The sequence below is a fragment of the Acinetobacter terrae genome, assembly GCF_013004375.1.
Taxonomy (GTDB): Bacteria; Pseudomonadota; Gammaproteobacteria; order Pseudomonadales; family Moraxellaceae; genus Acinetobacter; species Acinetobacter terrae.
Window position 1 is genome coordinate 101,575 of the sequence record NZ_JABERI010000026.1, and the last position, 13,478, is coordinate 115,052.

At 34.7% G+C, this 13,478-nt stretch carries 12 protein-coding genes; all 12 read right to left on the bottom strand.

Annotated elements, in window-relative coordinates; genetic code table 11:
• Positions 1 to 3 precede the first annotated feature (3 nt).
• The 12 genes from HLH14_RS11660 to HLH14_RS11715 all read right to left on the bottom strand — a co-directional run bounded on the left by HLH14_RS11660 (position 4) and on the right by HLH14_RS11715 (position 13,450).
• Complete coding sequence (locus HLH14_RS11660; protein ID WP_171533108.1) at positions 4 to 1,878, bottom strand: polysaccharide biosynthesis protein; 1,875 nt, start codon at positions 1,876 to 1,878, stop codon at positions 4 to 6.
• A gap of 138 nt (positions 1,879 to 2,016) precedes the next feature.
• Positions 2,017 to 3,186, bottom strand: a complete 1,170-nt coding sequence (locus tag HLH14_RS11665; RefSeq protein ID WP_171533109.1) for a DegT/DnrJ/EryC1/StrS family aminotransferase — start codon at positions 3,184 to 3,186, stop codon at positions 2,017 to 2,019.
• Positions 3,187 to 3,198: 12 nt separating this feature from the next.
• Complete coding sequence (locus tag HLH14_RS11670) at positions 3,199 to 3,864, bottom strand: HAD family hydrolase (RefSeq protein WP_171533110.1); 666 nt, start codon at positions 3,862 to 3,864, stop codon at positions 3,199 to 3,201.
• Positions 3,848 to 4,813 (bottom strand): ATP-grasp domain-containing protein, encoded by a 966-nt coding sequence (locus HLH14_RS11675; protein WP_171533111.1) that lies wholly within the window; start codon positions 4,811 to 4,813, stop codon positions 3,848 to 3,850. The genes HLH14_RS11670 and HLH14_RS11675 overlap by 17 nt, the downstream gene beginning before the upstream one ends.
• Before the next feature lie 2 nt (positions 4,814 to 4,815).
• Positions 4,816 to 5,415 (bottom strand): sugar transferase, encoded by a 600-nt coding sequence (locus HLH14_RS11680; RefSeq protein ID WP_171533112.1) that lies wholly within the window; start codon positions 5,413 to 5,415, stop codon positions 4,816 to 4,818.
• A complete protein-coding gene (locus HLH14_RS11685) occupies positions 5,409 to 6,626 on the bottom strand; it encodes a glycosyltransferase family 4 protein (RefSeq protein ID WP_171533113.1) in 1,218 nt (405 codons plus the stop codon). The genes HLH14_RS11680 and HLH14_RS11685 overlap by 7 nt, the downstream gene beginning before the upstream one ends.
• Before the next feature lie 3 nt (positions 6,627 to 6,629).
• Positions 6,630 to 7,760, bottom strand: coding sequence for a non-hydrolyzing UDP-N-acetylglucosamine 2-epimerase (wecB, locus tag HLH14_RS11690; protein ID WP_171533114.1), 1,131 nt, complete (start codon positions 7,758 to 7,760; stop codon positions 6,630 to 6,632).
• 11 nt (positions 7,761 to 7,771) lie between these two features.
• Positions 7,772 to 8,884 (bottom strand): UDP-2-acetamido-2,6-beta-L-arabino-hexul-4-ose reductase, encoded by a 1,113-nt coding sequence (gene wbjC / locus HLH14_RS11695; RefSeq protein ID WP_171533115.1) that lies wholly within the window; start codon positions 8,882 to 8,884, stop codon positions 7,772 to 7,774.
• A 3-nt stretch (positions 8,885 to 8,887) separates the two neighbouring features.
• Positions 8,888 to 9,925: a polysaccharide biosynthesis protein gene (locus tag HLH14_RS11700; RefSeq protein ID WP_171533116.1), complete on the bottom strand. Its 1,038-nt coding sequence runs from the start codon at positions 9,923 to 9,925 to the stop codon at positions 8,888 to 8,890.
• A 3-nt stretch (positions 9,926 to 9,928) separates the two neighbouring features.
• Positions 9,929 to 10,942 carry a glycosyltransferase gene (locus HLH14_RS11705; protein ID WP_171533117.1) on the bottom strand — a complete coding sequence of 338 codons (1,014 nt, stop codon included), beginning with the start codon at positions 10,940 to 10,942 and terminating at the stop codon, positions 9,929 to 9,931.
• The gene (locus tag HLH14_RS11710) at positions 10,939 to 12,252 is read right to left on the bottom strand and encodes an O-antigen polymerase (protein ID WP_171533118.1); all 1,314 of its coding nucleotides are present in this window, start codon (positions 12,250 to 12,252) and stop codon (positions 10,939 to 10,941) included. Before HLH14_RS11710 ends, HLH14_RS11705 begins: the two co-directional genes overlap by 4 nt.
• Before the next feature lie 43 nt (positions 12,253 to 12,295).
• Positions 12,296 to 13,450 carry a glycosyltransferase family 4 protein gene (locus HLH14_RS11715; RefSeq protein WP_171533119.1) on the bottom strand — a complete coding sequence of 385 codons (1,155 nt, stop codon included), beginning with the start codon at positions 13,448 to 13,450 and terminating at the stop codon, positions 12,296 to 12,298.
• Positions 13,451 to 13,478: the final 28 nt, after the last annotated feature.

Here is a 13,478-nt window from a genome sequence, read left to right on the forward strand (position 1 = left end):
ATATTAATTTACTTTAATTTCTTTACCACGTTGATAGCCATCAACATAATGTTCTAATTGCACTAATGCCCAATTTACATCATCTTCAACAGCGGTCAGCATATTGATTCTTTCAAAAATTTCAATCAACTCGTTCAAAGGATAATGCTTTTCGAAGGATCTTAAAATACGAGTATGTTGTGTGATCTCGGTATCTTCATGATCAATCAGTAATTCTTCATACAGTTTTTCACCTGGACGTAAACCGGAATATTGAATTTCAATATCCCCATGCTTCGAATCTGATTCACGAACTGTCAATCCACTTAAGGAAATCATTTGTCGTGCAAGATCTTGAATACGGACAGGTTCACCCATATCCAATAAGAATACATCACCACCTTGTCCCAAAGCACCGGCCTGAATCACCAGCTGTGATGCTTCCGGAATAGTCATGAAGTATCGGGTTACATCGGGATGGGTCACAGTGATTGGACCACCTTTAGCAATTTGCTGCTTAAACAAAGGAACCACTGAGCCCGATGAACCTAAAACATTACCAAAACGGACAATACTGACTTGGGTCTGGTTTTGTGCTTCAGCCATGGCTTGACAGTACAATTCTGCCATACGTTTTGAGGCGCCCATCACGTTGGTCGGACGTACTGCTTTATCTGTTGAAATTAAAACAAAAGTTTCAACACCTTTTTTTACCGCAGCATTCAAGCTAAATGCAGTACCAATCGAATTATTTTTTAACCCAGCAAGTGGATTACATTCAACTAAAGGTACATGCTTATATGCGGCAGCATGATAAATCGTTTGAACTTGATATTGTTCAATCACCCGTTCTAATTTTGCTTGATCCAGCACGGTTCCCAAAATAGGAATAATTTCAATATCGGTATTTAAATTCAGCTCTTTATCGATACCATATAAGGCAAATTCTGTAAGTTCATAAATCACTAATTTTTGAGGCTTATTTTTAATAATTTGTCGGCACAGTTCTGAACCAATTGAACCGCCCGCGCCAGTCACCATCACGACTTTATTCAGGATATTTTTAGCCAATAATTCTTGAATAGGCGGGATGGGATCGCGGCCTAACAAATCAATGATATCTACTTCTTTGATGTCTGAAACGCGAATTTCCCCATCCACCAATCGGGTCAAACCCGGGATTTCAGTAATTTTAAGATGTGCTGGCTCTAAAAACTTGAGTATTTCACTTTTGCGCACACGCCCCACAGAAGGCAGTGCAATCAGTATTTCATCTACCTGTTGTTTTGCACATAAATTTAAAGCATGTGCAGGATGATAAACTTTTAATCCGCCAATCATTTGACTCGACAATGAAACATCATCATCAATAAAAAATACCGGTAAATGCTCATCGGATCTGTAGAGTGTGGCTGCCACCTGTTGACCGGCATATCCGGCACCATAAATTGCAACACGTTTACGCGGAATATCGGACTGTAAATAAGACTTCACCACAGCTCGAATAATGCCGCGGCTTACCCAGATCCAGCTAAACATCAAGAAACCAAACATCAAAGGAATCGATGTTGGAATAAAAGCATCAGTCCAATATGCCATTGCATATAGACCTACAACCGTTAAGGCAGTTGCAAGTGCTAATTTAGCAATGAATACCTCATTGAAGGTACGTACAATAAAAAGATAAACACCACAAACCAGTAATGAACAAACTGCCAAAACACTGACCCATAAAGAGCCAAAAGCCAAGTTTGGAACAACCTCTGCGCCGAGGTCAAACTGACGAATGGCATAACAAAGCCAGATAAGAACAGGAAAAACCAAAAAATCTAAAACGATTAAAAAGCTTTGTTTCTTATGTCTTGATGCTGTAGCGAATGGAACAATAATTGATTTCACTGGAAAGGCTTCTTTTTCAATTCGATTATTTTATATAGATTAGATATCTCTTGATTTAATCTAGATCCCATGCATTTAATCCACCTATTTTATAATGTGGAGCATATATTTTTACGCTCCACATTATTCAATGCACTATTAAAGCTGGTTAATCACCTGCTGGATACCCGCTACAGTTTTATTCATGCTCTCTTGGCTTAAAGTAGGGTGAACTAAAAACATCAGACTGGTTTCACCTAATTTTTGCGCATTTTTCAAACGCTGTGCTGGTCGCCAAGGTGTATCATCAAAAGCAAGCTCTAAATAAACTTCTGAACATGAACCACTAAAGCAAGGCACGCCTAAAGCTGCAATTTCATTCATTATGCGGTCACGTGACCAGCCTTCAGGCAGCTTTTCAGTATTGACCTGTACATAGCATTTATAGGCTGCATGTACATAATCTGCGGATGGACGATACACAGTAAAATATGGACTGCTTTCAAATACCGCTAAAACTTTTTCCATATTTTCTGTACGTTTTTTTGTCCATTCAACCATTTTTGTCAGCTGAATACGCCCAATCACCGCCTGCATTTCCATCATGCGCCAGTTGGTACCAAATGAATCGTGCAACCAACGGAACCCCGGTGGATGTTGTTTGTTATAGATGCTATCAAAATTTTTACCATGGTCTTTATAGGACCACATTTTTTTCCAAAGCGACTCATCATTAGTGGTGACCATGCCACCTTCACCGCCAGTGCTCATGATCTTGTCTTGGCAGAATGACCAAGCAGCAATATGACCAATGGAGCCGGCAGATTTACCTTTGTACATTGCGCCATGTGCTTGAGCACAGTCTTCAATCACATATAAGCCTTTCTCTTCAGCCAATTGCATGATCGGATCCATGTCACACATCCAACCGGCTAAATGCACACAAATGATGGCTTTGGTATTTGGTGTGAGTACTGCTTCAATGGTGCGACGTGAAATATTTTGGGAGTCAAGTTCCACATCGGCAAATACTGGATTTGCACCTGCTGTGACAATTGAACTGGCAGAAGCTAAAAAAGTACGGGAAGTGACAATCACATCATCCTCTGCTCCGATGCCTAATGCTTTAAGTGCAACATCTAAAGCAACCGTACCGTTGGCAAGTGCTACTGCATATTGAGTTCCCGCAAACTGGGCAAATTCTTTTTCAAACTCACGGCATTCCTGTCCGGTCCAGTAGTTGACTTTATTGGACAATAATACATGGGAAACCGCATCAGCTTCTTCCTGGGTAAAACTTGGCCATGGTTCAAATGCAGTGTTTAACATTTATAACTAATCCTATTTGATCTTATTGCTATCTATTGATAAGAAGTTTCTAATTTCTTGCCAAGAGTTTAAGCAATGATCAGCTTGATACTCCTCAGCAATTGAAAAATTCTGTTTATGAATGTTTTGTCCTTGGTCTTTCAAACAAATAGTTGTCCAACCTAAGCATTTTGCGGTCACAAAATCTTTTTTTAAGTTATCGCCCACATAGATATACTGTTCACACTGTAAATCGCGCATTACTTTTTCATAATTAGCTGTAGATGGCTTTTCTGAACCAATTTCCTCAGAAATTACTATACTACTTAAAAGATCAGTCAATCCTAATGCTTGTAATTTGTTACGCTGAGTTTCTGAACGCCCATCAGTAATGACTGCATACTTATATTCTGTAGCTAAATGATTTAACGTCTCTGCAACATCCTGAAATAATGTAATATCTGGCTTATGGAAACGATACCAATCTAGTAATTTTGCCTTATCTAGTTGATATACTCTGGAAATGTTTTCAAAAACATTTTCGCCAGCATAATATTCTGCCAGCATTTTAGCACTCAGTTGTTGTGGCTGAGCACTAATTTGTGCTGCAATAAAATGATATGCTGATTGCAAATACTTTATTTCAGCGTAAAGCGTGTCATCTAAATCTAAAACTAAAGCCTTAACCTTGGTAGTCATTTACCAAAACCTCAGCATCATAGCGTAGCATCAGCAATTTATCACTCCATGCTGCAAACTCTTCAATTTTTTGATTTAATAAATATTCTCTAATAGCCCATTGGCTATAGTTGGCACCAGCCAAATAACTGAGTGGATAACCCCCACCAAAACGTGGGTTAATTTCAATCCCTAGAATTTTATCTTCAGTTTTATGCAAGAATACTTGAATTGTTAAACAACCACGTGCACCTGGTATATGTTTTAACTTCTGATTAAACTCAGTCACAATAATATTCTTTTTAGTCACGCCTTTATTGACTTCACCCGCACGAACAAAAATACGCTTACGTGGTACCACACATTTTAATTCAGAAGCTTGATCATAGTAACAATCGACGGTGAACTCATCGTAATCCTCTGGCACAATGTATTCCATAAACATCAGTTTAGGATCAGCATAATGTTCAGGCTTAATGTCTTCTGTGCTATGTGCAGTGAAAATACCTTTGCTTAAACTGCCGTCATAAGGTTTGACAAATACAGGGAACTGTAAACTGTCTAAATCATATTGCTGAGGAATACAAATTCCATGATTTTCAAAAAACTGATTAATTTGACGTTTATCACGGCATTGCTGCACTAGTTCAGTGTCGCTCACCAATAAGTGAATACCTTGTTTCTTAAAATATTCAATATTTTCACTTAAAACTAACAACTCTGTATCAATCGTTGGCACGACTAATTTAATCTGATTATTCAAGCAAATATGTAACAACTGATCAATATATTCAGGACTTGTGACACGTGGTACAGTAAAGCTTTGATCAGAAACATGACATGCAGGGGCTAATACAGGGTTTAAATCAGTGGTAAAGACCTGACCATTTTCAAAATATTTTTTCAGTTCTGTTTGGAAAGAACGTACTAATGAAACTCGTTGCCCTGCTGAAGTGATTAAAATATTCATGTTTATTTTTTCGCATTCCCTGTAAATTTTGGCATTGTCGCCTCACCTTCGGCACTGATATCATCTTTAGCAATAACTTTGTGCACTGTTTTTAGCATGATTTTAAAATCAAGTAGTGTCGACTGGTTCTCTACATACCAGGTATCCAGTTTAAACTTTTCTTCCCAGCTAATCGCATTACGTCCATTGACTTGTGCATGACCTGTCATACCAGGACGCACATTATGACGTTTGGCTTGTTCAGTATTATAAAGTGGCAAATATTCTGTCAATAATGGACGGGGGCCAACAATACTCATATCCCCTTTAACCACATTCCAGAGCTCTGGCATCTCATCCAGACTGGTTGAACGCAGCATTTTACCAAATGGCGTTAGGCGTTCACTGTCTGGTAATGGATTACCTTGTGTATCCACAGCATCTTTCATGGTACGAAACTTAATCATTTCAAATGGCTTGCCATGCAAACCCGGACGTACTTGGCGGAATAATACAGGCGAGCCTAAATTCTTTTTAACTTTACGTGCGACAATAAAATAAAGTGGAGAAAGCAGAATGAGGGCTATTGAAGCGATAATAATATCAAGTAAACGTTTTAACATTTATAAACCTTTCTAAAAACCTCTATAAATTGACCTACGCCACTTTTAACAGAGAGTTTTTCTTCATAAAAATACGAAGCATTTCTACCCATATTTGCTTTCTCTGAATCACTTAGATGATAAATTTTCAAAACAGCTTGCTGAATACTTGCTACATCCTCAGAGATTGCAATACAGCCACACTCCGCTCTTTCTACAAGATCAGCAGCATCTCCAGCCACTGCCATTAATACAGGTTTACCCATCGCCATATAAGCTTGAGTCTTGGATGGTACAGTAATCTCAAACAATGGATCTTTTTTTAAGTGTACCAACAATAAGTTCGAAAGCTTTAAGACTCCCCCGACCTCGGCCATAGGCATACGTGGAATAAAGATGGTGTTAGAAATATTTTCAGTAGTTAAACGTTGTTTTAAACGCTCGGTTTCAGTTCCACCACCGACAAAAACAAATTGAATTTCTTGGATATGCTGAACTTTTTTAGCAACATCTAAAATGCTATCTAAAGCTTGAGCTTTCCCCATATTTCCAGCAAAAACAATATTAAATTTATTCTGCATCAGTTGTTGATATTCAATCTTTGCCGGCTGAGCCTGAGTCAAGCCTTGTTCATCACACCAATTATAAATAATGCTAATTTTTTCTTCTGGTACATCACGCTCTATCAACAGCTTTTTAAAGCCCGGACACAACACGACAATATGATCAACAGATCGATAAACCAGCTTACATACTGAATTAATAAGATTTAAAATTTTATTGTTATTCAGCATGCCTGTTGCTTTTAAGGTATCAGGCCACATATCCTGAATATCATATACAATTGGTGTACGGCGGAACAATTTAATAAAAATAGCAGCAATACCCACCGTTAAAGGTGGGTGATAAGCATAAATTACATCGGCTTTTTTAGTCGCAAAAATACCAAACAGCATGGCCATAAAAGCAAAGCTAATATAGTTAAAAATTCTTTTTAACGCAGAGCTATCATGATTTGGATATAAAGCAACACGCAAAATAGAAATACCTTCTATTTCCTCACGTTGGCACAATCTTAATTTATAACCATCATAAATTTTTCCACCAGGATAATTAGGAAATCCTGTAAGCACCTGTACTTCATGGCCCTGGCGCTTTAACTCTTTCGCAAAAGCCAATCCTTTAAAAGTAGGTTCAGGATCAAACCACTGCGTTAAAAGAAGAATTTTCATAGCTTAATATTTCTTCCACACTACACGGTTAACATAATCGGTATAGCTTAAAATAATACGCACAACCTTTTCACTCACGTTTGGCATGCTGTAGTCAGCCACTAAACGTAATAAGCGTTCCTCACCACGAGGCTGATGATTTAAAATTTCTAAGCCTTGTAAAATACGCTCAGACGTTAAACCTACCATCATCACTGCTGCTTCTTCCATACCTTCAGGGCGTTCATGTGCCTGACGTAAATTCAAAGCAGGAAAATTCAGAATTGAAGATTCTTCATTAATGGTGCCACTGTCCGACAAAGTTGCTTTTGCAGCAAGTTGCAATTTATTGTAATCACTAAAACCCAGTGGTTTTAGTAATTGAACTAAGGGATGAAACTCAATATTCAGCTCTTCAATACGTTTACGGGTACGTGGATGTGTTGAAACAATCACAGGATATTGGTACTTTTCAGCAACTGCATTGAGCATTTCAACTAAATCTAAAAAATTTTGGTCTGAGTTGATATTTTCTTCACGGTGCGCACTGACAATAAAGTATTGATGCTCTTTTAAACCTAAACGCTCAAGTACATCTGAAGACTCAATTTTTGCTTTATAGTGATTTAACACTTCAAACATCGGACTGCCTGTCTTAATTACTTGATCAGCAGCTAAGCCTTCAGCAAGTAAATAATCCCGTGCAATTGTGCTATAGGTTAAATTGATATCAGCAGTGTGATCGACAATGCGACGATTAATTTCTTCAGGCACACGCATATCAAAACAACGATTTCCCGCTTCCATATGGAAGGTTGGAATCTTACGACGCTTAGCAGGAATAACCGCCATACAACTGTTGGTATCACCTAATACAAGTAATGCTTCTGGCTGAACTTCTTCCAAAACTTTATCAACTGCAATAATCACATTACCAATCGTTTCAGCACCCGTCGCACCTGCAGCATTTAAAAAATGATCTGGTTTACGGATACCTAAATCAGTAAAGAAAATTTCATTTAATTCATAATCATAGTTTTGACCGGTATGTACCAATACATGGTCAAAATATTTATCACAGGCAGACATGACACGTGATAAACGAATAATTTCAGGACGAGTACCAACCACCGTCATTAATTTTAATTTTTTCACAATTTCAACTCTTAATTGGTTAATGGCATAGCATAAGTATCTGGTTTTTCACGGTCAAAAATTTCATTTGCCCATAACATGACCACCATTTCTTCATCACCAATATTGGTAATGTCATGTGTCCAGCCTGGTACAGTTTCAACAATACGCGGTTCTTCGCCTGTTGTTTCTAATTCATAGAATTCACCAGTAACCACATGCTTAAATTTGAATAATGCTTTGCCTTTAATGACTAAGAACTTTTCAGTTTTACTGTGATGATAATGTCCGCCACGAGTAATGCCTGGGTGTGCTGTGAAATAAGAAAACTGTCCTGCATCAGGTGTTTTTAACATTTCAACAAACACACCGCGCTGATCACCATATTTCGGCACACTATAATCAAACTGTTCAGGCTTTAAGAAACTTAAGTAGGTTGAATACAATGCACGAGTTAAACCTGTTCCGACACGATCAGTAATTAATGTATTACGAGATTCTTTAAAACCTTTCAGTGTCCGCGCTAACTCACCAACACTAATCTGATACTCAGGTTGTATGGCAAAAACTTGTTCTACCTGCTGTGTACCCTGAATAATATTCCAGAATGATTCTACAACGTCATCTACATACACTAGACGAATAACTGCATTTTCATCATGAATCTGGATCGGTAAATCATGCGCGGTGTTATAGCAGAATGTTGCAACGGCCGAATTGTAGTTCGGTCGTGACCATTTACCAAATACATTGGCTAAACGGCAAATATAGACAGGATTGCCCTGCTTTTGCTGCAGTTCCACTAAAGCTTGTTCACCACCCAATTTACTCTGACCGTAAGCGTTATCACGTTCAGCCTGAATAGAGGAAGAGAGAATGATCGGGGTTTGCTTTTTTGCTTGTTTAAGAATGTCTGCTATTTTTTGTGTGAGAGTAAGATTACCATCAATAAACTCTTGTTCACTCAAGGGACGATTGACCCCCGCTAAATGTACAATCCAATCTGCAGCAAGTACAGACTGTTCCAGTTCTGACTCAGCGGAATTTCGATGAAACTTTAATACTTCAACATCAGATTTTTCTGAGAGAAATTGAATCAAGTTTTTTGCAATAAAGCCATTTGAACCGGTGACTAAAATCTTCATATTTTAAGCCTCAGGATCAATATATTGGCCTTGAGTTAGGGCACGTATAAATTCCAGCTTGAGTAAAAGCTTTTTCATACTTTCAACATCTAAACGTTCTGTATTATGGGAGTTATAGTCTTCAAACTGGGTAATTTTTAAATCACCATTTTCAACATATTTTGCATAGTTTAAGTCACGCTGATCCGCTGGCACGCGATAATAATAACCTTGATCTAAAGCAACAGCCATTTCTTCACGACTCAATAATGCTTCAAAAGCCTTTTCACCATGACGAGTACCCATAATTGAAATAGGATGCTCTGGTACATTTAATAGCTGAGTTAAAGCTTGTGCTAACACATGAATTGTTGCGGCTGGTGCTTTTTGTACAAAAATATCACCGTTTTCACCATGTTCAAATGCATATAAGACTAAGTCTACCGCATCATCCAGAGTCATCATAAAACGTGTCATATCAGGATCTGTAATTGTCAAAGGTTTAGCTTGACGAATTTGATCAACAAATAAAGGAATCACTGAGCCACGTGATGCCATAACATTACCATAACGCGTACAGCAAATAGTCGTATCTAAGTCTTCTAAATTACGTGATTTCGCCACAATGACTTTCTCCATCATTGCTTTTGAAATACCCATTGCATTGATTGGATAAACAGCTTTATCTGTACTTAAACATACAATACGTTTTACGTGGTTTTGAATAGCAGCTTCCAGAACATTTTCTGTACCCAGTACATTGGTTTTAACCGCTTCCATTGGGTGGAATTCACATGAAGGTACTTGTTTTAAAGCTGCAGCATGATAAATATAATCTACGCCGCGAGTAGCATTTAAGACACTGTTATAATCACGTACATCACCAATGTAGAATTTAAGCTTAGATGACTGATATTTCTTACGCATATCATCTTGCTTTTTCTCATCACGGCTAAAAATACGGATTTCTTTAATATCTGTTTCCAAAAAACGGTTTAAAACAGCATTTCCGAATGAACCCGTACCACCTGTAATAAGTAAAGTTTTGTTTACAAAAGTCATTATTTAATCCGCTAAAAGTTGCATAATCTTAGAAATATCATTTTCAATCAATTTTTGGGCATATGGTAATTCATTCTGGACAGCAGTTACTATTGCATTTTTCATAGATTCTACACTGTAAGGATTAAAAACTAAGGAAGGTTCACACACTTCATAAGTATAATTCAAATCTGCCGCAATAATTTTACATCCCCCATCAATAGCTTCTGCGAGTCCCAAACCAAAACTCTCAGCTAATGAAGGAAATATTAAATATTCATGACTTAAATAAAGTTCAGCCAGCTTTTCTCTTTCAATAAAACCAACATTTATAATAGGATAACCTAAATTTATTTTTTCTTTAATAAGATCACATAGATTAACATCTGAAATTGGTACAGTAATTGTTAAGCTTGATTTATTTATTTCATCATAAGCTAAACAAAAAGACTCTATTAATTTATAGTGATTTTTATGTGGTGAACTATTACTGACATATAATAAACTTCCTGCAATACGTGGAACACTAAGCTTAGAAAATTCTAACTTAGGATAGAATGGCAATTTGACTATTTTCCCACTAAACCCATTAAAATATTTTTTAGCTAGCTCTATTTTCATAGTGTTACTTTGAACCAACCAGTAATCAGTATTATTTTTTATAAAATTTAATATATTTTGTTTAAAAAAAATTATAAATTTATTCTTAATTGAAAAATTTCCAGGTATTTCTAGAAAAAGTTTTTGATGAAAATAGACAAAAACTTTAGCATTTAATCGAATATTAGGAGGTAAATTACCAAAACAAATAACTTTATTAAATTGGTGTTTATTTTTTTTATAAAAAAAATACCTTTCTAAAATAGAATTAGATATAAACATTTTTTTTTCTAAAGGGATTTTTTTAAAAATATTTTCCGTACGCTTATCAAACAAATAGAAAACATTATCAAAGGCAGACTCAAAGCAATCTACCAAGTATTTTAGTAAGACTAAACCACCACCTGTATTAATATATACTGAATCAAGAAGTATCATTTTATTAAACTCTCTCTTCTTAAATAAACCATAGCCATACAAGCAAAAACCCAAAACAACATACCCAAACCACCCACAGAAAAAAAAGTGTTTTCTGCTAAATTAGTAGAAAATATAAATACAATGATAGAAGCATATATATTTACAATAAACCTCTTTTTAAACATTATAAATAAAATTAGAAAAACCAATCCGCCAAATAAAAACCCCAACTCTTCTATATTTGCAATATAAAATACACCTTTTTCTACAGGCAAACTAATAGGTAAATCAATAAATGGTAAATAACTCATATCAGAAAAGTTAAAATCAGAAGGAATCCCTAAACCAATACCAGTTAAACCATAGGTATCAATATTATTTAACATGCGTCCTATAAAAAAAGACCTTGATGATTCACCAACACTTGTAACCCCCCCTTCTCCTCGCTTATTAAGAAAATCAATAAAATATTCAAAGTTAAACAAAATAAAAAAAGGGAAGATAAATAAAAAACTAATAGAGATTTTTAATGAATTTTTAGAGAATACTTTTATTTTACTTAATGAAATTTTATCCCAAAAAACTTGAATTAACAAAAAAAATAATGAAATACAAAGAGCTAGAAAAGCCGTTCTTGATTGACTCAAATAAACCCCAAAAACCCCCATTAAAAAGCAAAATAAAAGTAAATATTTATTTTTTTTAAAAAATAAAATTAAAGAAGCTAAAGAGAATAAACCTGAAATAGCCCCAAAAACTTGAGGCTGATTAGTTATACCTTGGAGACCTTCACCATTAAGAGAATAACCTATAGAAGGGAAAAAATTTAAAATTAATGAAAATATTACCACTAATAATAGCACAAAATAAGAAGAGCTGAAGATTTTAATTTTATCATCAACATTAAATTTATAAAAAAATATTAAAAAACACATAACAAAAGAAAACCAAAAACCAATTTTAATAATTGAATACAATGGGAAAAAACTAAAAAATAAACTATGAGTAAAAATAACAAAGAATAATAAAACCAAATAAACAAAATGATTATTATTTATAAAACTTCGAGGAAAATAAAAAATGGATTGAATAATAAAAATAAAAATAATAAGATATTTTAGATTTCCAAAGCTACTTAAACCAGTAAAAAGATCTTCATTCCCTAGAACCAAAAAACATAAATTTAAAAAAATCACAGGTGCCCATTTATATTTAGTTATTAAACATAAGCTAAGAAATATATATGATGATACGGATAAATATCCAGGCAATAAAGCCAACAAAAAATTTATTACAGTGATAGAAATACTATAATTCGCCCGACTCATAAACATATCCTAAATATAGAGTTACTAAAATAAATGACTTAATTCATAAACTATTAAAAAGAGAAACCCATATATTTATAACTCTATCTATTGAATATAATTGAGATTTATTTTTACAATTTTGAGAAAGGTTAAATCTTTTGCAGCCTAGATTAATCATCTTAATAATTTGCTTACTAAGGTCAGCAACATCTTCATTTCTTGCTAGAAATCCGCAATCACTATTCTCTATAATATCCCTAGGTCCAGTATCACAATCAAATGCAACCATAGGTATACCACATGTTAAACTCTCTAACATGACCATTGGAAGTCCTTCATACCTAGAACTAAGTACATAAAAAGCACTTTTTGACAATTCTAAAGCAACATTATTTGTTAAACCACATAAATTCACATTATCATTCAAATTATTAATATTGATCAATTCTTGTAATTCTTTTCTTAAAGTACCTTCACCATAAATATCCAATTTCCAATCAGAATGTTTTTTATTAACTTCCACCCAAGCATTAATTAATAAATCAAACCCTTTTTCATATTCTAAACGCCCTACTGCAATCACCCTTTTAGAATTCGGATTATATTTATAATCACAGTTACTTGTCGAAATTGACGATGGATTCGGGATCACTACTACATTATTATTAGTTTTACTCCAATCTACTCTAGATTTCTCTGTTAAGACAACTACTTTATCAAGGCTTTTTGTTTGAACTAAAGATTGTTTCTCTCTAATTATTCCTATAATTTTCCAAAAAATACTATTAGATTTATTTTGTAATAAGTTCCTAGTCCTTATTCCATAACTGAAATGAGCTTCATATATTTTTTTAACAGGATATGAAATTTTATATAAGAACTCTAACTCTTTCCCCCCCATACTAATACAAAAATCAATTTTTTCTTTATTAAGAAAAAACTCTAACATTTCACGATATTTTCTTAATAACCTATATGTTTCTAAAGTTTTCAGAAAAATATTTAAGCCATACAGTTCATTAAAAAATAATTTAAATTTAAAAACTTTTATACTATCATCCAGTTCAAAAAATGGAGCCTCCCACTCATTCATATCTGTTGTAATAATAAAAATATTATAGTTACCAGTTTTAGCAAGATAGTTAACTTTTTTTGTTAAAACTCTCTCCATACCACCAGCAGTACTAAGATTAGGAATAAAGTATAATAACTTCATATTAATGGAATCCAAGTTGAAAAAATAA